Consider the following 23959-nt stretch of genomic DNA (forward strand, 5'->3'; position numbering starts at 1 on the left):
GGACTATGCAACGAAGTGGCTGTGGTTTTACAATCACGAACGACCACACAAAGCCAACGGTGGAAAACCACCTTTGATGGCAGCATAACTTCTACTTTTAGCGTCAGTTAAAAATGGGAGGATTACCATATTACCTTTGGAAAAGCTTGAAAAACGTCGCCAGATTGCAGTAGCACAGCCGTCAACTTTTACCGAAACTGCTGGAAAAATAGCAGCAACACCAGCAACTATAGTTATAGACTCAGTAGTTACGGTACCAGCGGTCTTTTTGGGGGCTATAGTTATGGCGGCAGGTGGCAGCTAACAATCCCATAAACACGCTTCGCTGGTGTAAACCTCCCCTTTAATGAGACAGCTCTAAATTAGAGTTTTCCAGTTTTGCTCGGTAAGCGGCTGTTAGTTGTCTACAGGAAATTTTTGCATTTGGTGTAAAACTCGAAGAATGTGAATTATTTCGTCTTTTATGAAATATGAAACTATCATTGAGACCTCAGGGATTATTAACAACCTTCCCGGTATACCTTCTCTCTCAACTCCCATTAGAGGTTGTTGATTCAAGTTTTCGACTTTTCCCTCAATTACTGCATCAGTTTTTTCTGCTGCTAATGGGTTAAATTCGTACAAAAATTCGAAAATAGCCTCACGATCGTTCAGCGAACTTATTTCCCAAACGATCATTTTTTGGCTTTATTCCTGATTTTCATTTTTCGAGCTTCCATGTCCAACTTGGCCTCTTCATGGTTGACAAACTCACTCTGGCCACCTTCTAGTTTATCAAACGCTGCATTGACCTGTTCTGTAAGCCACTGATCATGCATAATTACTTTGCGTTGCTGTTCAGCAAGTTCTTCAGTAAGCTCTCTGCATGCGTCGCTTAAGGTACGCCCTTGGCTTTCAGCCATTGCCTGAGCCAAGTGTTTAGTTTCTTCATCAACTCTAAATTGTATGCGAGTATCCATGGTAAACTCCTTATGCGTGTACACACAAACGTTAGCACACGCATTGAGTTTACGGCAACTAACAAACGCATTAACACTCGCGGTGCTCGCTGGAACAAAAACGCACATGGCCGCTTCGAGATGGGCGTTATATGCCAAGGAGTTTTGTTGATGTCCAATATAGCTAGTACTCCAAAGCCTCCATATTATGCCGTTATTTTCACTTCCGTTCGAACAGCCTGCGATAATGGATATAGCAAAACTGCAAACAGAATGATTGAGCTCGCTGAGCAACAGCCTGGATATTTGGGTGCAGAATCGGCCAGAGAGAACATTGGCATTACCGTTTCATATTGGGCTGATCTGGAATCTATTAAAAACTGGAAAGCCAATACAGAACATTTACAGGCTCAAAGAAATGGCCATAAGTTATGGTACGAATCGTTTAAGGTGCGTATTGTAAAAGTAGAACGAGACTATGGCATGTAACGAACATTTAAAGACAAGTGCTGTACACTGGGGCACCAACAACAAACAGATGGCTGCTTCGCATTGTAGCTAGTTTCTGGGCAATAAGTTTTAAGAAAATACATGTTTCACATCGCTCTGCATTTTATCGCCCCCTTGATATTGGTGGCGGCCTTCTATCGAAATAATTGGAAACAGGCATACCTGATTCTCATATCAACAATGCTGGTAGATTTAGACCATTTAATGGCAAACCCTATTTATGATCCTAACCGTTGCAGCATAGGCTTTCATCCCCTTCATCAATTCTGGTTTATCCTACTGTATCTTCTACTAATTTTTTTCCCAAAAAGCAGATTAGTGGGTTTGGGCCTGTCTTTACATATGGCATTAGATTCAATAGATTGCCAAACTACGAATGGTGCTTGGTCTAACTAAAATTGCAACCTAAGGCCTGACGTTTACATACAACCTACTGCAAAACCCGTGTGTCATCAGGTGTCAACACATCGGCTTCTGACCTGGCTCTTGGTACAGGGCCGTTATCACCAACGAGGTATATTTTGTGCCACTGGTTACCGGGTAGTTTTTCCGCGACAATAAGGCGGGCTTCAGGGTGGGCATTGTCAATCAGGGCGGTCAGAGCCCACTCGGCATTTTTGCTTGTTAGCAAACTTTTGGTTCGATTGAACGTAGTGCCGCCATCTTTACTTTGAAGGTAGCCAATTATGCTACTCCCCTGCTCTTCATACCCTAAGGCAAACGTCACTTCGTTAGAAGAAGTCACTGCAAAATCCCCCCGGGTATCCGTATTGTTGCGCAATGATTCTGAATGTACCGGCTTTCCTCCCAGCCACTGCGTGCCATCCCAACGGTAATACAAGGTTTGTTTCGGGCCACCGGTATTAACGCCTGTGTCTCTACCTGAATTGAGCGCAATATGAGGGTAACCTTGCCCATCCAAGTGAGCCGAACCCATGAAAGTCCAGTGGTCTTCCGGCGTTTCCACCACACGGGTCTGTTTATCGGCCAGTTCACGGGTAAGAGGTATGGCTAACGACTGGTTGTGAATGTTACGCCAGGAATTGGACTGGGTGTTGAATACCATGTAATACAGATCATGGCGTTCGGTAACATGGCCACGCCCACGCGGCCCTTCGCCCTGTAACCAGCAAAGGTGATAATCGTAGGCAAAAATGATGTCATCATTTTTGCCCCGGGTTGCCCAAACATACCAACTGTCTGTTGCAGGTAAATCGGTTCGCTGCTGATGTTTCAAAAAAGATACCGGTTCTGCAAAGGTACGCCCGTGGTCAACAGACTTTTGATATACCCAATCACTTCGGTGGGCTCCGTGGCGGTAGATGAGATAAATATCACCATTGTCCATTTTAACCGCTTGATTGTAGGTACCAAACACCGATATGTTGTCCAGTTCCTGCCATTCGGAAATATCGTGTGGCTTTACTGAAACCACATGTTTATTGCGCCCTACACCACCCCGGCCCAAAGGGTTATTGCCGTATTTACTGCCAGCACCATGGCCACCAAAAAAGACATGTATGTAACCCAAATCATCGATCAACAGGGTGGGTTTGCCATGATTGTCCGTTTTGGGCTTAATATGAAGATTCTTGCCAAGATCACTGGTACCCGCTTTTACAGGCCCCTGCCATTGCTGTGTTTTGTGGTTGTACGCAACTATATAAGGGTCTTCCAGCGGCCCCTGATACGCGATATACGTAACGCCATTACTGTGAATTCCGGCCGGGTGCTGCACCAGCGCCAACGGGTTTCCCAAAGCATTGTCGGCGAAATAATCCACCTGCTCACTCTCGCCTGCTCTGCAAATACTTACAACCAGGCAAAATACAGCAACGATCCCAATCCTTTGTAATTCATCCAATCTCAGCACGACAACCCAACTCCCCAATATTCTGCGTCGTTACTGCCTGTAAGAGCTAAGGTCGCAGCAAGCAGAAGCAAAACACGTTTTTGACTCATTTAGATTGATTTTGATCCAAAAAGACAATTAACACAATCCTTCAAAACGTTTAAGCTGGACCACCGTTAAGCCGCTGAGCGAGAGTCCCCAATAAAAGTGCTGATTAAACAGGACGATTTAAGCGACGATTGTGTCATTGGTCTGCTACGAGAGCATCTCAGTGACATGTACGCCACTTCTCCGCCGGAAAGTGTCCACGCTCTGGATATTCCTGCTTTGAAAGCCCCGAACATCACCTTTTTCAGTGCCTGGCAGGGCCATATGCTGGCGGGTTGTGTCGCACTTAAAAAACTGAATAGCACTCAGGCCGAGCTCAAGTCCATGCGCACCGCCCACGGTTTCAGAAACCAGGGTGTGGCATCCCGACTGCTCAGTTTCATCGTGAATCAGGCAAAAGAACAAGGGTATGAATCCCTGTGGCTGGAGACCGGCACCCAGGATTATTTTGCTGCAGCCCGGCAGTTATACACAAAATTTGGTTTTGAGCTGTGTGGGCCGTTCAGCGATTACCAGCCGGACCCAAATAGCTGTTTCATGCGCCGGAAAGTATGATACAAGCCATACAGACTTCAATTTCACCGTCCCCACAACTTCGAACAGGAAAGCAGTGAAAGCAAAACAACATTGGGAACAGGTGTACACCACCAAAAACGCGGATAAGGTGAGCTGGTTTCAGGAAAGCGCCCTACTCTCCGTTCATCTTATTCAGCAAGCCGGTCTTTCGTTCGACGCAAAGATTATTGACGTAGGTGGTGGCGCTTCACCGTTGGTGGGCAACCTGCTGGAGCTTGGTTACAGCAACATTACTGTGTTGGATCTGTCCGAACAGTCCCTGGTTGAATCCCAGGCACGATTGCCCGACAGCCCAGTCAGCGTGCAATGGATTGCGGCGGATATCCTGCACGCCAATTTGCCTGATGAGATATATGACGTATGGCACGACAGAGCCGCTTTTCATTTTCTGACCACACCAGCCGAACGCTCTGCTTATGTTGGACGGGTACTGAAAGCGGTTAAACCGGGAGGTTGGGTGGTGATGGCCACGTTTGCCCATGATGGGCCAACCACATGCAGTGGTTTGCCTGTTGTGCGATACCACGCCGCACAGTTACAGGCGGAATTTGGTTCAAAATTTGAACTCGTCACCCAAGAGAGTGAAACGCACATCACACCCGGTGGTAATGAACAGAAATTTCTGTATTGCATGCTGAAAAAATGCTGAGCCTGGCGGGCAAAAGCACTTGTAACCTCCGCCGTTGCGTGATGAAAATAGTACTGAAAGAGATTGATCGGGTTATGGAAGCATTCAAGCGCCCATACCTGAACCAACTGCTACACTGCAAATTAGGGCCGGTTGATCTTTGCTGTTCAAATTTGTTCTCTGAGTAGTTTCAGGGCAAGGCGAGAGTCATGAAGCTTAGTCAGCTAAGTAAATGGCGAACGACACAGCCCTAGAACATTGTGCCAATTACTGAACCGGCATTAAATTACCGCATCAGACCAACCGACAGGAGACTTCCATGCCCCCGATAATCATTGTGCTGTTTATCACCGCCTTGTTGCCCTACGTTCTCGCCCCAATTGGCGCTTATTTTCGGGTTAAGGAATTCGGCAAATTCGACAACCATCATCCACGCATGCAACAGGCAATGCTAACCGGCGCCGGTGCCCGGGCAATAGCCGCGCACAAAAACGCCTGGGAGGCACTGGCGATGTTGACTGCAGTTCTGGTGATTGCGATAGCAGGCAACGTGGATTTGAACACACTGACCATGGCGGGATACGTGTTTCTGACAGCCAGAATACTTCACGCAGCGCTCTACCTTGCCAATCTGGCTACCTTGCGAACACTGGCATTTGTAGCCGGTTGGGTAACCTGTATTTATATTTTCTATCTCGCTGTGACAACAGGCCACTGGATGGGATAAACAGTGCAACTGTCCCGGCAAAAGTGCATCCTCAGCGCCGGTCGTAATTCACCGGTTTTTGCGGGTGCTGGTAAAACCCCTCTTTCAACAAACGCTTGAAGCGGCTCATTTTACCCTGCAAGGTCAGTTCCCGAAGCCCGTGGTTGAACAATGAAAGAGTCAACTGACTTTGTCTGCTTCCTTTGGGCACCAGTAGATGCGTGGTTACGGTCGAAATAATAGGCGCCAGCAACACTATCTGTTCACGCTCGCTGTCGGTAAAGTCACGTTGCAGTAAGTACCAACCCGTTAGCTCGTCCACCGGAAATACATCAATACTGCCTGCAACCAGCGCCTGCAGATTCTTCAGGTCGGACTTTGCGGATATCACTTTTTGCCCGATGGCTATGTAGTCTGCCAGTTCGTCAGTATACAAATACCCACCTGTCACTCCCATTCTGTAGCGCTCAAGGTCGTCAAACTGGCCCCATTTGCGTAATCCTGTTTGAGCGGAGGCATAGAACACCAGATTTTCGGTTGTCACCGGGTCACTGTGCCAAAACGCATCTTCTCTGGCACGAACATAGTATCCGTAAGACAACGCATCGTATTTTCCGGCCAAGGTTTCAGCAACAGCCTGCTCCCAGGGCAGAACAACAAACTCCACCTCAACGCCGGTCTCGAGCAAGGCTTGGGCAATAATATGGTTAATATAACCGTTATGCTGCATATCGGCGGAAGCGTACGGCGGGTATTCGGTAGTGGCGATTTTCAGTGTTAACCACGCATGAGCCTGGATCGCTCCCGGTATCAGCAGCACAATCAATAGCAGTAATTGGCACAGTCGTATGATCATGAGTTTAAAAATACACCCCCAAACTGATATTCAGACGGTGAGTACGGTGCTGCCGCCCCCCGAGATCCAAACCCACTCCGGGCCCGCCGGAAAACCACATGTTGCGGCCCTGAATACTGTCTATATAAGTGTAAAGCTTACCCCAGCCAAAGCTGCAACCATTTACCCACTGGGAGGACACCCGCGCAGAAGCCAGATCCGAATCGACTTTACTGTATTCGGTATAACACTTGAAATCCGTAAGCGAGCTGAATTCAAAAGGCAGAGAATACACCAGATTAGCCAGATATGTCTGGCCTTCGCTAACCAGCAAATACGGATACTCGAACCCGGAAATTGCCACGCGATCGATGGCCTGGCCTTCAGGAGCAGCAAGGTCGTAGTCGAAATCCACGTATTCAAGTTCCAGTTTCACATTCCCCTGAATGTGGCGTAAATGCAGCGCATACGCATTCAGGCTACCGTCATCTCGGGTATCCAGATTGAGAATTTCACCGTACTGATACGAAGCCCCAAGGGTTGTAGTTGCTCTGCGTATCAGGTTACCGGTGTAGCTGACCCGAATGTTGTACTGGCCGTCTTCCTTGTTGCGAAACTCACCATCGTCGGCTACGTCAAACGAATAACGGCCAAACTTGCCCGCATCATTGTATTCATCATTGATAAAATAGCCCGCCTGCCACTCCCAGTTGCCGGTGCGGTAATCGAGCACCAGACCGGCGTCATAGTCGTCCTCAAAACCAAGGTAATAGTTCACCGAGAACCAAAAGCTGTTGGATGCGAACGGGAGTTGCCCAAAGGGCACTTTTGTTATCCCTGCGGTGAGGGTGAGTTGAGGATCAATTGAATAGGAAAGGTCAGCATAACGTACCGTGTTGAAATCACCGCTTTCATACCAGCGATACTCGGCTTTATAACTGAACTGCTGCAGTTCTCCGGACAAATTCAAGCGCAGCGACTCGAAGCCCAAACCGTCACGAAACTCCGGTTCCTGCCAGTCCTGATGGCTGTAGTTAAGCCGAATGTGGCCTCCAAGGTCAACCGGCAATTCGTCCGCCTGCAAGCCAAAATGCAGGCTTACGCAGCAAAGAGCCAGTAAGATTTGAGTTCTGATACCCCTCATTACTGAAAGACACACCGGCAACAAAACAATAATTCAATGCTTAAATCCCGAAGCATAACGCCACAACCCATACAATTAGTTTGAACTCAATGCACTTAGTATAGAAAACTTTCAGCACATCGGGCGGCCCCAGTAAACAAAAGCGAATTCATCAGAAAAAGCCTGCCAACCGCTTTTCAAACACAACAAAGCCCCTTACCATGCCGCTACAAAAGTATTTTCATATTTAACTAGGGCCTTCTGAAGTTGCACGGTTTACCGATTCAATTCCTGTTGTACCTGACCTTATCGGCTCCGCTCGTGGCGCTGGCACAGCTACCGTCAGACATCGAACGCATTACTACCACCGCCAGCCGCGGTACTTCACCAGAAGCCGCTCTTCCTCTGGCGATCAGCACACTCTCAGATGACACCTTGAGCCTGCTTGGCACAACCCACATTGAAGAGGCGCTGAAACTGGTTGCCGGCGCCGGATTGCAAAAGGGCAACGGACAGGAATATCTACCGGCACTGCGCTCCCCGGTTTTTACCGGTGCCGGTGCCTGTGGGGGGCTGCTTACCGCTGAAGATGGCATTCCTCTGCGGGCAGCGGGCTTTTGCAACGTCAACGAACTGTTTGAGGCCCACAGCGAAATGGCGGCGCGACTGGAAGTCCTCAAAGGCCCAGGCTCTGTACTCTACGGTTCCAATGCCGTGCACGGCGTGATCAATGTGATCACGCCGGACACCACCACAGGCACAGGCCTTGCGGGTGTGGACACCGGCTCCTTCGGCTATCAGCGCGCCCGCTTCAGGGCCGGCAAAGACTGGGGTGAGCAAGGCATCGGGCTCAACGCCAGTGTGACACGAGATAACGGCTACCGGCAGGGCGAAAGTGTTGACCTGCAAAAAATCAATCTGCGCCACCGCTACGATGGCCATCTCGTCTCGGTGACCACCGGCTTCACCTACTCACACCTCAACCAGCATACAGCAGGTTACATCGAAGGGTTTGAAAGTTATAAAGACGAGCAACTGGCCCGTTCCAACAGCGACCCGGATGCCTATCGGCACGCCCGGGCAGCACGGCTGTGGAGCCGTTTTGATGCAGCGGTGGCCAATGGCAATCTGACAATCACCCCTTACCTGCGCGACCAGAATATGGATTTTCGCATGCACTTTCTGCCGGGCTTGCCTTATGAATACAACCGTCAGCAAGGGCTTGGGGTGCAATCTTTGTGGAAACGCCCGTTAACTGGCGATATGCATGTCAGCCTGGGAGTGGACGCTGAATACACCCAGGGTGCCTTGCTGCAATTTCAGAATGAACCAACCGAAGGCTCGGCGTATTTGGCTGAAACCGTGCCACAAGGCAAGCATTATGATTTTACTGTCAATGCCAGCCTTTACGCACCGTTTGCTGAACTGCAATGGCAGCGGAACAACTGGCTCGCCACACTGGGCCTGCGCTATGAGCGTATGCACTACGACTACACCAACCGCATGCTGGATGGGCGCACCCGCGACGACGGCACGGAGTGCGGGTTTGATGGATGTCGATACGCCCGCCCGCCCAGTGCGGAACACCGATTCAGTAATGCCTCACCGAAGCTTGGCATCAGCTACCGGTTTGCCCCGCAACTTTCTGCCTACCTGAACCTTTCCAAAGGCTACCGGGCACCTCAGGCTACCGAACTGTACCGCCTGCAACGGGAGCAACAGGTAGCCGATCTAGAGTCTGAACAGGCGCAGAATGTGGAGCTTGGTCTGCAAGGCCAGTACCGGCAGTTGCGTATTGCCGTTGCCCTGTACCGGATGGAAAAAAAGCATGTTATTTACCGCGATGCAGATTTTTTCAATGTGGACAACGGCAGAACCCGACACATCGGTGCAGAGCTTGAGCTGCAAACGCCCCTTACCAAGCAGCTTGATCTGGCTATGGCCGCTACGCTGGCGCAGCACACCTACCAGCATGAACCTATGCGAGCAGACACGGTTATTACCGGCAATGACATTGATACCGCGCCCCGTTCACTGGCGAATGTCCGGCTCGGTTGGAAACTCACCCACAACACCAGACTCGAGCTGGAATGGCAGCACGTTGGCCGCTATTATACCGAACCACAAAATCTGCATGAATACGAAGGCCATGATTTGCTGGCACTCAGAGCAGCATGGCGGCTCAGCGACGGGCTGAGCCTAATTGCGCGAATCAACAATCTAACCGATGAGGCGTACGCGGAACGGGCAGATTACACCGCCTTCGGCGGCGACCGGTATTTTCCGGGCCGCCCCCGTAATCTGCTGGTAAGCGCAAATTACCAATGGTGATCCCGAATTGCATTAACCGCATCACCAGCGCCATCGGTAAACACTGGAACCAATTTCACAACTTAGATTTAAGGATAAACCATGAAGAAAATAGTCGTCGTCGGCGGAGGAGCCGGTGGATTGGAATTGGTGACCCGCCTGAGTAAAACACTGGGGCGTAAAAAACAGGCAGAGGTGATCCTGGTAGATCGCAGCAAAACCCACCTGTGGAAGCCCTTACTCCACGAGGTGGCTGCCGGGGTTATCGACAAAAACTCCGACGGTGTGGACTATCGCATGCATGCGGTCAGCCACCGTTATCAGTTCCAGTTGGGCAACATGCGCCACATTGATGCCCAGCGCCGATGCATCGTGCTCGACCCGCTGCTGGACGACGAAGGGCAGCAAATCCTGCCAGAGCGGGAAATTGACTACGATTTCCTGGTACTGGCCATCGGCAGTGCAAGTAACGATTTCGGCACACCCGGTGTAAAAGAGCATTGTTATCTGCTCGATTCGCTGGCCCAGGCCGAGCGCTTTCACAAGGCCCTGTTGAACCAGTTGTTGCGCATTAACCAGTCTGGCAATGCCCAATCCCACCTTCATGTTGCCATTGTCGGCGGCGGTGCTACCGGTACCGAACTGGCAGCCCAGTTACACCACATTGCCAACCTGGCCAGAGCCTACGGGATGCCGGATATGTCGCCGCAACGGCTGAAAGTCTCCATCATCGAAGCCGGAGAGCGCATTTTACCTGCACTGCCGGAGCGTATCGCCGATGCCGCCCGTTACGCTCTCAATAAGCTGGGCATTAAGGTAATGGAAAACACCATGGTTGCCCGGGCTGAAAAGCAGGGGTTTGTAACCAAACAGGATACCTTGATAGAAGCCGACCTGATGGTGTGGGCCGCCGGCGTAAAAGCACCGGATTTCCTCACTGAGCTGGGCATGTTTGAAACCAACCGTATTAATCAGATCCTGGTTACGCCACAGTTGCAGAGTACGCATGATTCAACCATTTACGTGATTGGTGACTGCTGTGGCATTCAGCAGCCTAACGGTAACTGGGTGCCGCCGAGGGCTCAATCTGCACACCAGATGGCTTCAACGGCTGCCACCAACATTATAAACACCTTCAACGGCAAGCCACTGAAAACGTTCAAGTATCAGGATTACGGTTCACTGGTACACCTGAGCAAGTACAGTACTGTGGGCAGCCTGATGGGATCACTGTCAAACAGCAGCATGTTCATTGAGGGCCGTCTGGCCAGGCTGGTATACCTGTCGCTGTACAACATGCACCAGTTTGCCATACACGGTTGGCTGAAAGGCACGCTGACGTTACTCACACGTAAGGTCAGCAATCTGGTCGGCCCCAAACTGAAACTGCATTGAGCTTGCCGGTGAAGTAATAACGTGGTGCCCGCTCTGCGGGCACACAACGCCTGCCAACTGCATCGCCGCTTTTGCGTGAGTGCCCCCCACTGTGCTAGTTTCCCTGCAATCCCATATAGAGATCGCCAATGAATAATCCCAATCCCTGCACCATCAGCAGTGTCACCTTACTGGTTGAAGACTATGATGCTGCCATCGCTTTTTTTACCCAAGTACTGCGTTTTGAACTGCTGGAAGACCAGGACCTGGGTAACGGCGCGCGCTGGGTACGGTTAATACCATCGGGAACTGAGGGCACGGCACTGGTGTTAACAAAAGCCACTTCCGCGGCTCAGCGAACGGCGCTCGGCAAACAGGCTGGCGACGGCGTTTTTGCCATCCTTCACAGCCGCAACTTTACCGCAGACTACGAGTACATGCGCACCCGGGGCGTAGAGTTTGACGAGCCTCCCCGCCAGGAACCTTACGGCACCGTCGCCATATTTCGTGACTTATGCGGGAACAAATGGGATCTGATTGAACCCGCCACCCTGCCTTGACCGGCACGATAAAACAATTATTACCACTATCAACAACAATACCAAGGTTGAATACATGTTGAAAAATCTGCTGTTTTGTTTGCTTTTGTTTAGCCCGTTAGCCGCTGCACAAGGTATGAAAAGTGTGTCGGTGCCGCCTTCGGCTGAGCCTAAACTGCCCATCATGATCCAGGGCCCAATGCCTATTGAGGCAGAATATTTTGCCAGCCTGCTGACTGACGTGCGGGTGGAAAAATCCGGTAATGCCACCTTTTACCTGGGCGAGCTTGATGGCTACCCGATTGTTGTTGCCCAAACCGGTAAGGGGCTGGAAAATACCGCCGCCGCTACGGCCATTGGCATAGAGCGCTACAAACCGCTGGCCATCATCAACCAGGGCACATCTGGCGGGCACGATCCTAAACTGCAGGTCGGTGACATTGTGCTGGGCAAACGTGCGGTAAACGCCAGCAACTTCAAAACCCCAAAAAAAGCCCGTGGCGAAGGCAGTGATCCTTTCAGCTGGATCCCGATGGATTTAATGGCGTCATCCGGCAGCGCGGGAGAAGGCAAAAGTGCCATTGATGCCGAAAAAATTCGCTATTATCTCGGCAACGAAGCCTTGATGCAGGCCGCCAAAGCCATTGCACCGACCTATCAGCGCGGCAAGGTAGTGGAAGGTACCATCGCCAGCGGCAACTTCTGGAACAATGAGCTGGACCGAATTGAATGGCTGCACACTCACCTGGGCACCAGTGTGGAAGAAATGGAAACCGCATCCGCGGCCATGATTGCCCACGCGTATCAAACGCCGTTTCTTGGCGTGCGGGTGCTGTCTAACAATGCCACCAATCAGGGCCACTACGACCCATCTACCGCCAAAGATTGCCAGGCCTTCGTGAAGGATATGGTCACCCGGTACATCGATTCACTGTCGAAGCAACCTGATAAATCAGAGTAAAGATAAACCTTTGCAATGAATCGAGGGGGCGAAATGCCCCCCTGGAAATATTTACGAACCTCCGTGCCAGATGGGTGAACTCCAAACCCGCTCCTTGATGGTCGCTGGCAAATCAGCCGGATGCTCCACTACGGCTCTTTTCGCATCGTACATGCTCCAGCGGCACACCGGATTTTCCAGCACTCTGACATAATAAAACGCGCTTTCATTGGCAGAAAAATCCGTATCTTCCCAGGTGGTCGCCAGGGTAGCCGCCCCTCTGTCTTTGCTGAACTCACAGGTTTGCAAATCCACCGTCGCACCGATGCCCGGTGAGAACACCAATTCCCCCACAACTTCGCTGTAACTCCGCCCAGAGCACGCCAACCTGCGGTTTGAGGTTTGTATCTGCGGCTCTCCAGTGGTAGAATTCGCCGCCCTTGATTTTCGGGGCAGGTCTGAAACGCCTTTTTCTGGCCGATTCATCGTGGGTTTTGGTCGCAAAAACCCACATTTATTAATTATTTATACCGGAGACATCCAATGTCTGAAGCAATTTTTAATCTGGATGCAGAAGTCCGTACTGACCTGGGGAAAGGTGCGAGCCGCCGCCTTCGTCACGCTGACAAAGTACCTGCTATCCTGTACGGTGGCGAAGAAGCGCCAGTAGCACTGACTCTTGAGCACAACAAAGTGATCAACGCAGCCGACTTCGAAGCTTTCTACTCTCACGTTCTGACTCTGAACATCGGTGGTAAGCAGGTTGAAGCGCTGGTTAAAGACATGCAGCGTCACCCATACAAGCCAAAAATCACTCACATCGATTTCCAGCGCGTTATCGCCGGTCAGGAAATCCACACTAACGTTCCTCTGCACTTCGTTAACGAAGACAAGTGTAAAGCACTGAAGAACGACGGTGGTGTAGCTGAGCATCACGTGACTGATGTTGAAATCACCTGTTTGCCAAAAGATCTGCCTGAATTCATCGAAGTAGACATGAGCGGCGTTGAAATGGGTAACACTGTTCACCTGTCTGACCTGACTCTGCCTGCTGGTGTTTCTTCAGTAGAGCTGGCCAAGGGCGATGAAGATCACAACCTGGCGGTTGTAACTATCAAGCCTGCGCCTAAAGCACCTGAAGCTGATGCAGCAGAAAGTGAAGACAGCGCAGCGGAATAATCTGCTTGGCTGATATTCGCCTGATTGTGGGCCTGGGTAATCCAGGCCCCGAATACGAACACACCAGACACAACGCCGGCGCTTGGTATCTCGAGCAACTCGCCGACGCCTACCACACCCAGCTACAGCCGGAATCCAAGTTTTTTGGCAAGACCGCTCGGGTGACCATTGCAAGCCGAGATGTACGCTTGCTCTACCCCACTACTTTCATGAATCGCAGCGGCCAGGCCGTAGCAGCCATCGCCAATTTTTACCGCATTGAACCGGAACAGATCCTGGTGGCTTTCGATGAACTGGATTTACCACCTGGGGTAGCCAAATTTAAGGTTGGCGGCAGTTCCAGCCAGAATGGCGTTCGTGACACGGTAGCCCGACTGGGCAACAATAAAGATTTTCTGCGCTTGCGCATTGGCATCGGGCATCCGGGCCACAAGAGCCGGGTAACCGGTCACGTGCTGGGCAAACCCTCAGCGGCCGAAAAACAGGCCATTGACAGTGCAATCGACGAAGCGGTCCGCTGCACTGAAATTCTGCTCAGCAGCGACATAACACAAGCGCAACACCGGCTGCATTCATTCAAAGCCGAAGCGTAACCGAACAACCAAACTGAAAGGATCCCGTCATCATGGGTTTTAAATGTGGCATTGTGGGGCTGCCCAATGTAGGCAAGTCCACCCTATTTAACGCACTGACCAAAGCCGGTATTGAAGCGGCCAACTTCCCGTTCTGTACTATCGAGCCGAACACCGGTGTGGTTCCGGTGCCGGATCCCCGTTTGGACAAGCTGGCTCAGATTGTTAACCCTCAGCGGGTTGTGCCTACTACAATGGAATTTGTGGATATTGCCGGTTTGGTGGAAGGGGCTTCCAAAGGTGAAGGCCTGGGCAACAAGTTCCTGGCCAACATCCGTGAAACCGATGCCATCGGCCACGTCGTGCGCTGTTTTGAAAACGACAACATTGTTCACGTAGCCGGTAAAGTCAGCCCGCAGGACGACATTGACGTCATTAACACCGAGCTGGCGCTGGCTGATTTGGAAACCACCGAGAAAGCTCTGTTACGCGTGGCCAAGCGCGCCAAAGGCGGTGACGCCGATGCCAAATTCGAACTCAAGGTACTGGAAAAAATCAAACCCCACCTGGACGAAGGCAATCTGCTGCGCTCGTTGGAACTGAGCAAAGAAGAACTGGCGGCCATCAGCTACATGAACATGCTTACCCTTAAGCCCACCATGTACATTGCCAACGTGAACGAAGACGGCTTTGAAAACAACCCGTACCTCGACCAGGTAAAAGCCATTGCTGCGGGTGAAAACGCGGTTGTTGTAGCCGTATGTGCTGCCATCGAATCAGAAATTGCGGAACTGGACGACGAGGAAAAAGAAGAGTTCATGCAGGACATGGGGCTGGAAGAGCCCGGCCTGAACCGGGTGATCCGTGCCGGTTACAACCTGCTGACCCTGCAAACCTATTTCACCGCGGGCGTTAAAGAAGTGCGCGCCTGGACTTATCCGGAAGGCTCTACTGCACCACAGGCGGCCGGTAAAATTCACACTGATTTCGAAAAAGGCTTTATCCGCGCCGAAGTCATCGGCTTCGACCACTTTGTTGAGTTTAATGGCGAACAGGGTGCCAAGGATGCCGGTAAGTGGCGCCTGGAAGGGAAAGACTACATTGTCAAAGACGGCGATGTGATCCACTTCCGCTTTAACGTCTAAACCAGACTTGTTACGGATCCAAGCCCTGGCTACATGCCGGGGCTTTTTTTGGCTGTTAAAAATTGAAAGCATAAAAAATCTAAATATTTTCCATGCGACGCTGTTTGCTGCCCCAATTGTTACCCACCCAAAACCCAACTATTACTGTGCTGAATTGCTAACAAACGGCCATTAAAACACCATCATGATGGTTTTTTCAGCCACAAAGCTCACAATCTAGGCAGTTGAACAAAGTTGTCAAAAAAGGGGTTGACGACCCAAGGTCATATCCGCATAATACGCGCCACTCCTCAGGGAGTACCAATCGGAGGCTACGTAGCTCAGCTGGTTAGAGCACATCACTCATAATGATGGGGTCGCAGGTTCGAGTCCCGCCGTAGCCACCAATTCACACAACCCAGAGATGGGTTTTTTAATGTGTGAACATGCGGAAGTGGTGGAATTGGTAGACACGCTGGATTTAGGTTCCAGTGCTTCACGGCGTGAGAGTTCAAGTCTCTCCTTCCGCACCATGATTGGGGTATAGCCAAGTTGGTAAGGCAGCGGGTTTTGATCCCGCCATTCGTTGGTTCGAGTCCAGCTACCCCAGCCATTTTTTTGAATAATCACGCAACGCTGCGGGGTTATCGCTTGGGGTATAGCCAAGTTGGTAAGGCAGCGGGTTTTGATCCCGCCATTCGTTGGTTCGAGTCCAGCTACCCCAGCCATCCTTCACAAGAAGCCGCTCACCGAGCGGCTTTTTTGTTTTCTGCCCTGCCTGTCGCCTTCCCCTGAGCCGTTGGTGTTTTCCCTTTACACAGTGTGTAAACCTCGGCAGACTTACTTAAATCCAATAACAACAATGAATAAAAGGAAGAACTCGTGTTGAACGACATCGTTGCGGCGGTCAATAATGTTTTATGGGGTGACGGACAAGTCCTCATTTTTATGCTGCTGGGTTGTGGCTTCTGGTTTACCTACCGTCTGGGCGGATTGCAGATCCGCCACTTCACTCACATGTTTGGCCTGCTCAAAGGCAGCACCGGAGCTACTAAAGACGGCATCAGCTCCTTTCAGGCATTGTGTACCAGTTTATCGGCCCGGGTCGGCACCGGAAACCTGGCCGGAGTAGCGGTTGCGATTTCCCTGGGCGGTGCCGGTTCCATCTTCTGGATGTGGGTCATCGCCATGCTAGGCATGGCAACCGGGTTTGCCGAAAGTGTGCTCGGCCAGGTCTACAAAGTAAGGGACGATAACGGTGAATTTCGTGGTGGCCCGGCCTACTACATCAAACAGGGTTTAAACAAAACCTGGCTGGCGGTGGCCTTTTCCCTGTGCCTGTTCTTCGGTTACGGATTTGTGTTCAGCGCAGTGCAGGCCAATACCATTACCGATGCCCTCAACAACTCCTACGGCTTTCCCCATGAGTACACCGGCATTGTAATCATTGTGCTGGCCGCGCTGATTGTGGTTGGCGGCCTGCGCGGCATTGCCCGCTTTGCCGAGTGGGTCATGCCGTTTATGGGCATTGGTTACGTAGCCGTTGCACTGGTGATCACCCTGATGAACATTACCGACCTGCCCGGCGTATTGTACGACATCATCACCTCCGCCTTCGGCTTGCAGGAAGCCGGAGCCGGAGCGCTGGGCGCAGCCATCAAAAACGGCATTCAGCGCGGTCTGTATTCCAACGAAGCCGGTTCAGGCAGTGTGCCGCACGCGGCTGCCAGTGCCGCACCGGATCCGAATCACCCGGTCACCCAGGGCTACCTGCAAATGCTCGGAGTATTTATGGATACCATGGTACTTTGCACCTCAACAGCCTTTATTATCCTGCTGGCCGGCGGCTCCTCCTCTGACCAAATGGAAGGTATTCGCTTAACCCAAAGCGCCATGACCGCCCACCTGGGCGAAGGGGGAACCGACTTTGTCGCGGCGGTGATTTGCCTGTTTGCGTTTACCTCAGTAGTGGCCAATTACGCCTACGGTGAGAGTAACCTGCATATGTTCAAACTGGACAATCGCCCCGGGCGGGCAGCCTACACCATTGGGTATCTGGCCATGATCTTCTGGGGGTCCATGGCAGCTTTGCCTACTGTGTGGGCCATGGCCGATATGGCATTGGGATTAATGACGGTCATCAACATCATTGCGATTGTGTGGCTCACGCCAACCATTGTCGCCATCAGCAAAGACTATTTTGCCAAGCGGGATCGCGGTGAACGGCCTGAGTATCAGAGCGGCGATTGTGAGATTCAGGGTTCGACCGAAAAGGGCATCTGGTAAACAGCACTCTGCAGACTGAAGGGCGTCACCATGGACGCCCTTTTTCATTGCTTCTTGTGCCAGACGAATTTCTGAAACGGCGCATCCACTTCAGTTTCAGCCAGATGATTAACATAATTGCTCATCACTTTTTGCGCCAGTATCAACACAATTTCCAGTAACTGTTGCCGCCCATAGCCTGCCTCGAAAAATTGCTGCACGGTGGCCTTGTCAACGTTACCCCGTTCCCGCACCATCGCCAGGGTAGTGGCTTTCAGCACTGACAGCTTTTCATCGCCTAAATCGTCCATATCGTTGCGCAATGCTTCGATCAGTGTGTCAGACACCTTCATCGACTTCGCAATTGCTGTATGGGCGGGAACACAGTAGTGGCAGGCATGCTCAACGTTAATGGTTTGCCATACCACTGTCAGTTCATCGGCATTAAATGAGGTTTGCTGCGCCAGTTGGTGTAATTGCCGATAACCATTTAACAGGGTCGGTGCCTCAGCCATAACGGCGTGCAGATTCGGGATCATCCCAATTGAATCCAGTGACTTTTGCAATAAGGGTTTGGCGTCTTCAGGGGCGGATTCCTTGGTGTGGTAGGTAAAATCGATCATGAGGCTTTCCAAATCGGTTGATATCCGGTTTTAAAGATAGGTTTACCTGAGCCAGATTCAAATCCAATTGATGCCCTTGGCATGATGGCGGCACCCAGGACAAGTAGGTGTCACCAAGTCCCACATGGACAAGCCCTACCCCCGCATAATCATCATAATTAATTGGATAATCAGAGCAATCATCACCAGCGGCCATATCCATCGTGCCCATTTGGCTGCGTCCTGATTGCTGATCCTGAGCTTCGACCGCTCTATCAGAGGCACTATCACAAACAATGCGCCGAACAGTACGGCGAGTAAAATCAGAACTTCCATTTATCCATCCCCATTGCGTATTTCAAAACCTTACGTTTGGCCGGTCCACCGTGTTGTGCCATTTTGAGCAGCCCCTTCCTCAACCACGTAAGCGGCCGGTGCTCATTACCAAACAGCCAGTAAAAACCGTCCATCGCACTCATCATCAACAGATTGTCGCGTCTGCGCGGTTTCTCATATTTTTCTTTCAGCAGGTCAAAAAAATCGTCGCTAAGCAAATCCGGGGCACTGGCCGTGGCCGAAAGCAAGGCTTCCACATCCCGGAACCCGAGATTCACGCCCTGACCTGCTAATGGGTTGATGGTGTGGGCTGCATCACCGATCAGAATGGTACCGGGTACCACATAACGGCTGGCATGAGAGCGAGTGAGCGCAAACGCGGCTTTGCCCAGCACCTCAAAGTCCCCTTCCAGCGGCGGGAACTCTCTGACAATTTCACTTTTCAGTTTATCGCTTGAAAGCATACTCAGGGCCTTAATTCGGGCCGCGGCGTCGTACCATATCAGTGAAGCGAAATTGTCGTGCATGGGCAACAGCGCGCGAGGGCCGGAAGGCAAAAACTGCTGCCAGGTCCAGTCCGCCACCGGAGAGTCGAATCCCACCGTGATGCCCATTGCCTGCTGGCCGTATTGCCAGCCCGAAGTGCCTATGTTCGAAAGTTGGCGAACCTTTGAGCGTGCGCCGTCGGCCCCGATCACCCACCGGGCCTCGATTTCGCCATCGCTCAACCCAACCCGGTTACCCTGGTTAACCTGTGGATTCAAGTACTGTATCTGACTCTGCCGGAACCAGGTAAGATTTTTATAACCGGCAAGCGCCTGGTGACAACCCAGTTGCAACAGGCGGTTCTCCACAAAATAGCCCAACCTGGCCATTCCCACTTCATCGGCACAGAAATCGGCGCGGCTGTTTTGCCCTTCCCACACAGATAAGCGGGAATAGGCACGGGTTCGCATTGCCATAATATGCGGCCAGGCGCCCAGCGCACTGAGCAAATCCACTGACGCCATACTGATAGCAGAAACCCGCAAATCCGGCGGTTGTTGAGGTTCGAAAGGTACGGGAGGTTCAGCCTCAATCAACGCAACCTGGTACCCCTGCTGCACCAATCCCAACGCCAGACTCGAACCGACCATACCGGCGCCGACTATACAAAAATCAAACATGCTGTCTCCCTGGACATGCCGTCGGTCTCCTGGCGTGCCAGGTGGTGCCGTCGGAGCCCGATACCAATAGCAGCATTATGACCCAATTTTGCCAGCCTTGTCATGATCCAGACCAAGTTTGCGCAAGGCGACATTTACGTTTTCAGGCCGGCTTTCGGCCATGAATCGCTGGGCAAAGCCCACCAGAAAAGGTAAAATACGCGGCTATTTTGAACATCTGCCAGTGAGGGACGTCGGCGAGACCCGCCTATCGGTCTGCCCCGACATACGCAGCGGCTTGCAGCGCATCCATTCGATGCACGATGGCAAGCCGTTTCGCGCAATTAACAGGAATCAGCTGGTACCAACTTGAGTTAGTTTGTTATTACTATGACAAAGAAGCTGTACATCAAAACCTGGGGTTGCCAAATGAACGAGTACGACTCGGAAAAAATGGCCGACCTGCTGGATTCGACCCATGGGTTCACCCTGGCTGAGGAAGCCGAAGACGCCGATGTGATCCTGCTGAATACCTGTTCCATTCGTGAGAAGGCACAGGAAAAAGTATTTCACCAGTTGGGCCGCTGGAAAACCCTCAAGCAGCACAAACCTGATCTGGTCATTGGCGTGGGTGGCTGCGTGGCCTCACAGGAAGGCGATCACATTCGCCAGCGTGCGCCTTTTGTCGATTTGGTGTTCGGCCCGCAAACCCTGCACCGCTTGCCGGAAATGCTCGATCAGCTTAAAAGCGGCAGCAAATCGGTGGTGGACGTCAGCTTTCCGGAAATTGAAAAATTTGATCGTTTGCCCGAGCCCCGTGCCGAAGGCCCTACCGCCTTTGTTTCCATCATGGAAGGCTGCTCCAAATATTGCAGTTTCTGTGTTGTGCCTTATACCCGCGGTGAAGAAGTCAGCCGCCCGGTAGACGACGTGCTGCTGGAAGTTGCCCAGCTGGCCGAACAGGGTGTACGTGAAGTTAACCTGCTGGGCCAGAACGTGAATGCGTTTCGCGGTGAGCATCACGACGGCACAATATGCCGCTTTGCCGAGCTGCTGGAACTGGTTGCGGCAATCGATGGCATTGACCGCATTCGCTATACCACCTCGCACCCAGTGGAATTTACCGACGACATTATTGAGGCCTACGCCAATATACCGGAGTTGGTTGACCATTTGCACCTGCCGGTACAGAGCGGTTCCGATCGCATTTTGAATTTGATGAAACGTGGCCATACCGCGCTGGAATACAAATCCAAAATTCGCAAACTACGTAAAGTGCGCCCCAATATCAGCATGTCCTCGGACTTCATTGTTGGCTTCCCCGGTGAAACCGATGAAGATTTTGAGGCAACCATGGATTTGATCCAGGCCGTAGACTACGACCTCAGCTTCAGCTTTATTTACAGTGCCCGCCCCGGCACGCCGGCGGCCGATGCCGTTGACGATGTCAGTGAAGAAGCCAAGAAGCAGCGCCTGTATGTATTGCAACAACGCATCAATCAACAGGCACTGCGTATTGCCCGCAACATGCTGGGCACGAGGCAACGTATTCTGGTGGAAGGCCCATCGAAGAAGAATGTGATGGAATTGTCAGGCCGCACCGAAAATAACCGGGTTGTGAACTTTGAAGGCACGCCAGATATGATTGGTGAGTTTGTTGATGTCGAAATTACCGACGTGTTTGCCAACTCTCTGCGCGGAACCGTGGTACAACGTGAAAAAGACATGGGCTTGCGTGTGGCAGTTTCGCCCCAATCCATTATGGCCAAACGCAGTAGCAATCAGCCGGATGAACTTGGTGTCGGCCAGTTTGTTCCAGCGCCGTAATCAACCCAAACACAAGAGGTATACAGTAACTTGAGTACAATGGTCAGTAACGAATTCGCTCTGGAACCCGAAGACAATCGCCGTTTATCCGCGCTTTGCGGGCCGTTTGATGACAATATCAAACACATTGAGCGCCGTCTCGGGGTAGAAATCTCTTACCGCAACAATCACTTTAAAGTGATGGGTGAGCCACAACAGGCCAACGGTGCCAGCGAATTACTCAAGCTGCTGTATATTGAAACCCAGCCGGTGAAAGGAGTGATCCCGGAACTGGCGGCGGAACAGGTACACCTCGCCATTCAGGAAGCTAAATGCCTGGAACGCAGCGAGTCTCCCGATTACGGCAAAGAAGTTAACATTCGCACCAAGCGCGGTGTAATCAAACCCCGCAATCCCAGTCAGGCTCAGTACGTCGCGAACATTGTCAACCACGACATCAGTTTTGGTATCGGCCCTGCCGGCACCGGTAAAACCTATCTGGCGGTAGCCTGCGCGGTGGATGCGTTGGAACGTCAGGAAATACGCCGGATTCTGCTTACCCGTCCGGCCGTGGAAGCGGGTGAAAAACTGGGCTTTTTGCCTGGCGATCTGGCTCAAAAGGTCGACCCGTATCTGCGCCCCCTTTACGACGCGCTGTTTGAAATGCTCGGTTTTGAAAAGGTAGAAAAGCTGATTGAGCGCAACGTCATCGAAGTAGCTCCGCTGGCTTATATGCGCGGCAGAACCCTCAATGATGCCTTTATCATTCTGGATGAAAGCCAGAACACTACCGTGGAACAAATGAAAATGTTCCTGACCCGAATTGGTTTCAATTCAAAAGCGGTGATCACCGGCGACATTACCCAGGTGGATTTACCCCGTGGGGTGCGCTCAGGTCTTCGCCACACTATTGAAGTACTCAAAGACGTACCGGACATTTCGTTCAATTTCTTCAATGCCAACGACGTAGTTCGCCATCCTGTGGTAGCACGGATTGTCCAGGCGTATGAGGCCTTTGACGCGGAACAGGAAAAAATCCGCGCGGCCAAAAAAGCCGAAGCGCAGCAACAGCAAGGTAACGCTGGCAACAACCAGGAAACCGATCCCTCGTGACAGCCCTGGTGGATGTGCAGTTGGCCTATGAAGCCAGCAATGAAACTGAGCAGGCTATCGCAGATGCCATTCCCTCTGCGGAACAACTGCAAATCTGGGCAGATTGCGTTCTGAGCACACAGCATATTGACGAGGGCGAACTCACTGTCCGCTTTGTCGGCGAAGCCGAGTCCCAGGAACTCAACCATCAGTACCGTGACAGGAACAAGCCCACCAATGTGCTTTCGTTCCCGTTCGAGTGCCCCCCGGGCATCGAACTGAACCTGTTGGGGGATCTTGTGATCTGTGCTCCGGTTATCGCTCGTGAAGCCCTCGAACAGAGCAAACCCACACCCCACCACTATGCCCATATGGTGGTGCACGGAATGCTGCATTTACTGGGTTTCGACCACATCGAACAGGACGAAGCCGAGGAGATGGAAGCGCTTGAAATACAGATTTTATCTCAATTAGACATTGACGACCCTTATCAAGAGCATTAAGTTTGCAATTGAAGTTAAATACAAATGGACATTATGAGCGACGATAACCCCCACTCTACCAACGGTTCTTCGGGCAAAAGTTGGTTGGACAAACTGAAACTGACATTCTCCGGAGAACCGAAAAGTAAGGAAGAACTCGTTGAAGTGATCACCGAGGCGGAATTACGCGAAGTGATCGATCCCCAGACCCGTGAAATGATTGAAGGGGTAATTGGGGTAAACGAAATGCGGGTAAGAGACATCATGATCCCCCGCGCCCAGATGACCACCATCGACATCAACCAGAACGTGGAAGAGTTTTTGCCGGTCATGCTTGAATCGGCGCATTCCCGCTTCCCGGTGATCAGTGAAGACAAAGATCACATCGAAGGGATCTTGCTGGCAAAAGATCTGCTTCGCTACATGTTTAATACCCAGGAAGAATTCCAGCTGCGCGAAGTGCTTCGCCCTGCCGTCATTGTACCTGAAAGCAAACGGGTAGACGTTCTGCTCAAAGAGTTTCGTCAGCAACGTTACCACATGGCAATTGTTGTGGACGAATACGGTGGCGTATCAGGCCTGGTTACTATCGAAGACATCCTCGAACTGATTGTGGGTGAAATCGAGGACGAATACGACCTTGAAGAGGACGGCACCGACGACATTCGTCCTCTCAATAAATCTACCTATTCGGTCAAAGCCCTGACGCCGGTGGACGAGTTCAATGAATTCTTCGAAACCCGTTTCAGTGAAGAAGAAGCCGACACCATTGGCGGCATTGTGCTTAAGGCATTCGGGCATATGCCTGCCACCAACGATGAGATAACCATCGGTGACATTCACTTTAAGATCACCAACTCTGACAAACGTCGGTTGGTGCAACTCAAGGTCACCATCCCCTCGCTGGAGTAACCAAC

The 23959-nt window shown here is 51.5% G+C and carries 27 protein-coding genes and 4 tRNA genes; 22 read left to right on the forward strand and 9 right to left on the reverse strand.

The features are described 5' to 3' along the window. Positions 1 to 88: integrase core domain-containing protein (locus tag DXV75_RS12645; RefSeq protein ID WP_147291831.1), on the forward strand; the 88-nt coding region annotated here is incomplete at its 5' end. A gap of 308 nt (positions 89 to 396) precedes the next feature. Here DXV75_RS12645 and DXV75_RS12650 read toward each other — a convergent pair. Both DXV75_RS12650 and DXV75_RS12655 read right to left on the reverse strand, forming a co-directional pair. After that, a complete protein-coding gene (locus DXV75_RS12650; protein WP_115593796.1) occupies positions 397 to 678 on the reverse strand; it encodes a type II toxin-antitoxin system RelE/ParE family toxin in 282 nt (93 codons plus the stop codon). Then, complete coding sequence (locus DXV75_RS12655) at positions 675 to 959, reverse strand: type II toxin-antitoxin system RelB/DinJ family antitoxin (protein WP_115593797.1); 285 nt, start codon at positions 957 to 959, stop codon at positions 675 to 677. The genes DXV75_RS12650 and DXV75_RS12655 overlap by 4 nt, the downstream gene beginning before the upstream one ends. A gap of 150 nt (positions 960 to 1109) precedes the next feature. On the opposite strand from DXV75_RS12655, the gene DXV75_RS12660 reads away from it, so the two are divergent. Together DXV75_RS12660 and DXV75_RS17175 are read left to right on the forward strand one after the other, a co-directional pair. Beyond that, positions 1110 to 1427 (forward strand): antibiotic biosynthesis monooxygenase family protein, encoded by a 318-nt coding sequence (locus DXV75_RS12660; protein WP_115593798.1) that lies wholly within the window; start codon positions 1110 to 1112, stop codon positions 1425 to 1427. Positions 1428 to 1529: 102 nt separating this feature from the next. Then, complete coding sequence (locus DXV75_RS17175) at positions 1530 to 1844, forward strand: DUF6122 family protein (protein WP_115593799.1); 315 nt, start codon at positions 1530 to 1532, stop codon at positions 1842 to 1844. A gap of 34 nt (positions 1845 to 1878) precedes the next feature. Here DXV75_RS17175 and DXV75_RS12670 read toward each other — a convergent pair whose 3' ends face one another. Then, positions 1879 to 3321 (reverse strand): BNR-4 repeat-containing protein, encoded by a 1443-nt coding sequence (locus DXV75_RS12670; protein WP_245953209.1) that lies wholly within the window; start codon positions 3319 to 3321, stop codon positions 1879 to 1881. A gap of 180 nt (positions 3322 to 3501) precedes the next feature. On the opposite strand from DXV75_RS12670, the gene DXV75_RS12675 reads away from it, so the two are divergent. From DXV75_RS12675 to DXV75_RS12685, 3 genes are all read left to right on the forward strand, one after another. After that, positions 3502 to 3963, forward strand: coding sequence for a GNAT family N-acetyltransferase (locus tag DXV75_RS12675; RefSeq protein ID WP_220272531.1), 462 nt, complete (start codon positions 3502 to 3504; stop codon positions 3961 to 3963). Between the two features lie 55 nt (positions 3964 to 4018). Beyond that, positions 4019 to 4633, forward strand: coding sequence for a class I SAM-dependent methyltransferase (locus DXV75_RS12680; RefSeq protein WP_115593801.1), 615 nt, complete (start codon positions 4019 to 4021; stop codon positions 4631 to 4633). Positions 4634 to 4931: 298 nt separating this feature from the next. After that, positions 4932 to 5339, forward strand: a complete 408-nt coding sequence (locus tag DXV75_RS12685) for an MAPEG family protein (RefSeq protein ID WP_115593802.1) — start codon at positions 4932 to 4934, stop codon at positions 5337 to 5339. A gap of 31 nt (positions 5340 to 5370) precedes the next feature. On the opposite strand, the gene DXV75_RS12690 is transcribed toward DXV75_RS12685, so the two are convergent. Continuing rightward, on the reverse strand, positions 5371 to 6174 hold the full coding sequence (locus tag DXV75_RS12690; RefSeq protein ID WP_115593803.1) for a substrate-binding periplasmic protein: 804 nt from the start codon (positions 6172 to 6174) through the stop codon (positions 5371 to 5373). A 4-nt stretch (positions 6175 to 6178) separates the two neighbouring features. After that, positions 6179 to 7297 carry a TonB-dependent receptor gene (locus DXV75_RS12695; RefSeq protein ID WP_115593804.1) on the reverse strand — a complete coding sequence of 373 codons (1119 nt, stop codon included), beginning with the start codon at positions 7295 to 7297 and terminating at the stop codon, positions 6179 to 6181. Between the two features lie 240 nt (positions 7298 to 7537). Here DXV75_RS12695 and DXV75_RS12700 point away from each other — a divergent pair, with 240 nt between their 5' ends. The 4 genes from DXV75_RS12700 (at position 7538) to DXV75_RS12715 (ending at position 12460) form a co-directional block, all read left to right on the forward strand. Beyond that, entirely contained in the window at positions 7538 to 9607 is a 2070-nt protein-coding gene (locus tag DXV75_RS12700) for a TonB-dependent receptor (RefSeq protein ID WP_425451711.1), read from the forward strand. Positions 9608 to 9688: 81 nt separating this feature from the next. Then, positions 9689 to 10981 (forward strand): NAD(P)/FAD-dependent oxidoreductase, encoded by a 1293-nt coding sequence (locus DXV75_RS12705; protein ID WP_115593805.1) that lies wholly within the window; start codon positions 9689 to 9691, stop codon positions 10979 to 10981. Positions 10982 to 11109: 128 nt separating this feature from the next. Beyond that, complete coding sequence (locus tag DXV75_RS12710) at positions 11110 to 11520, forward strand: VOC family protein (protein ID WP_115593806.1); 411 nt, start codon at positions 11110 to 11112, stop codon at positions 11518 to 11520. Positions 11521 to 11575: 55 nt separating this feature from the next. Then, the gene (locus DXV75_RS12715) at positions 11576 to 12460 is read left to right on the forward strand and encodes a 5'-methylthioadenosine/S-adenosylhomocysteine nucleosidase (RefSeq protein ID WP_115593938.1); all 885 of its coding nucleotides are present in this window, start codon (positions 11576 to 11578) and stop codon (positions 12458 to 12460) included. A 51-nt stretch (positions 12461 to 12511) separates the two neighbouring features. Here the strand turns inward: DXV75_RS12715 and DXV75_RS12720 are convergent, their stop codons facing one another. Beyond that, on the reverse strand, positions 12512 to 12925 hold the full coding sequence (locus DXV75_RS12720; protein ID WP_115593807.1) for a DUF3604 domain-containing protein: 414 nt from the start codon (positions 12923 to 12925) through the stop codon (positions 12512 to 12514). 57 nt (positions 12926 to 12982) lie between these two features. On the opposite strand from DXV75_RS12720, the gene DXV75_RS12725 reads away from it, so the two are divergent. The 8 genes from DXV75_RS12725 (at position 12983) to DXV75_RS12760 (ending at position 17600) form a co-directional block, all read left to right on the forward strand. Continuing rightward, complete coding sequence (locus DXV75_RS12725; protein ID WP_115593808.1) at positions 12983 to 13618, forward strand: 50S ribosomal protein L25/general stress protein Ctc; 636 nt, start codon at positions 12983 to 12985, stop codon at positions 13616 to 13618. A 5-nt stretch (positions 13619 to 13623) separates the two neighbouring features. Then, on the forward strand, positions 13624 to 14211 hold the full coding sequence (pth, locus tag DXV75_RS12730) for an aminoacyl-tRNA hydrolase (RefSeq protein WP_115593809.1): 588 nt from the start codon (positions 13624 to 13626) through the stop codon (positions 14209 to 14211). 32 nt (positions 14212 to 14243) lie between these two features. Beyond that, the gene (gene ychF, locus DXV75_RS12735) at positions 14244 to 15335 is read left to right on the forward strand and encodes a redox-regulated ATPase YchF (protein WP_115593810.1); all 1092 of its coding nucleotides are present in this window, start codon (positions 14244 to 14246) and stop codon (positions 15333 to 15335) included. Positions 15336 to 15644: 309 nt separating this feature from the next. After that, positions 15645 to 15721 (forward strand) — tRNA-Met (locus DXV75_RS12740). A 41-nt stretch (positions 15722 to 15762) separates the two neighbouring features. After that, positions 15763 to 15847: transfer RNA gene (locus DXV75_RS12745), tRNA-Leu, on the forward strand. A 4-nt stretch (positions 15848 to 15851) separates the two neighbouring features. Then, a tRNA-Gln gene (locus tag DXV75_RS12750) sits at positions 15852 to 15927 on the forward strand. Positions 15928 to 15966: 39 nt separating this feature from the next. Next, a tRNA-Gln gene (locus DXV75_RS12755) sits at positions 15967 to 16042 on the forward strand. Positions 16043 to 16196: 154 nt separating this feature from the next. Continuing rightward, positions 16197 to 17600, forward strand: coding sequence for an alanine/glycine:cation symporter family protein (locus tag DXV75_RS12760; protein ID WP_115593811.1), 1404 nt, complete (start codon positions 16197 to 16199; stop codon positions 17598 to 17600). A gap of 44 nt (positions 17601 to 17644) precedes the next feature. Here the strand turns inward: DXV75_RS12760 and DXV75_RS12765 are convergent, their stop codons facing one another. The 3 genes from DXV75_RS12765 to DXV75_RS12775 all read right to left on the reverse strand — a co-directional run bounded on the left by DXV75_RS12765 (position 17645) and on the right by DXV75_RS12775 (position 19683). Then, positions 17645 to 18202 carry a carboxymuconolactone decarboxylase family protein gene (locus tag DXV75_RS12765; protein ID WP_115593812.1) on the reverse strand — a complete coding sequence of 186 codons (558 nt, stop codon included), beginning with the start codon at positions 18200 to 18202 and terminating at the stop codon, positions 17645 to 17647. 135 nt (positions 18203 to 18337) lie between these two features. Beyond that, on the reverse strand, positions 18338 to 18517 hold the full coding sequence (locus tag DXV75_RS12770) for a hypothetical protein (protein ID WP_115593813.1): 180 nt from the start codon (positions 18515 to 18517) through the stop codon (positions 18338 to 18340). Next, positions 18505 to 19683 (reverse strand): FAD-dependent oxidoreductase, encoded by a 1179-nt coding sequence (locus DXV75_RS12775; RefSeq protein ID WP_115593814.1) that lies wholly within the window; start codon positions 19681 to 19683, stop codon positions 18505 to 18507. The genes DXV75_RS12770 and DXV75_RS12775 overlap by 13 nt, the downstream gene beginning before the upstream one ends. A 369-nt stretch (positions 19684 to 20052) precedes the next feature. On the opposite strand from DXV75_RS12775, the gene miaB reads away from it, so the two are divergent. The 4 genes from miaB to corC are packed head-to-tail and all read left to right on the forward strand — an operon-like array spanning position 20053 to position 23954. Then, positions 20053 to 21489, forward strand: a complete 1437-nt coding sequence (gene miaB, locus DXV75_RS12785) for a tRNA (N6-isopentenyl adenosine(37)-C2)-methylthiotransferase MiaB (RefSeq protein ID WP_115593816.1) — start codon at positions 20053 to 20055, stop codon at positions 21487 to 21489. 30 nt (positions 21490 to 21519) lie between these two features. Then, entirely contained in the window at positions 21520 to 22581 is a 1062-nt protein-coding gene (locus DXV75_RS12790; protein WP_115593817.1) for a PhoH family protein, read from the forward strand. Next, positions 22578 to 23063 carry an rRNA maturation RNase YbeY gene (gene ybeY, locus DXV75_RS12795; protein ID WP_115593818.1) on the forward strand — a complete coding sequence of 162 codons (486 nt, stop codon included), beginning with the start codon at positions 22578 to 22580 and terminating at the stop codon, positions 23061 to 23063. The genes DXV75_RS12790 and ybeY overlap by 4 nt, the downstream gene beginning before the upstream one ends. A gap of 33 nt (positions 23064 to 23096) precedes the next feature. Next, the gene (corC, locus tag DXV75_RS12800) at positions 23097 to 23954 is read left to right on the forward strand and encodes a CNNM family magnesium/cobalt transport protein CorC (protein WP_115593939.1); all 858 of its coding nucleotides are present in this window, start codon (positions 23097 to 23099) and stop codon (positions 23952 to 23954) included. Positions 23955 to 23959 lie beyond the last annotated feature (5 nt).

It is taken from the genome of Alteromonas aestuariivivens, from assembly GCF_003367475.1.
Lineage (GTDB): Bacteria > Pseudomonadota > Gammaproteobacteria > Enterobacterales > Alteromonadaceae > Alteromonas > Alteromonas aestuariivivens.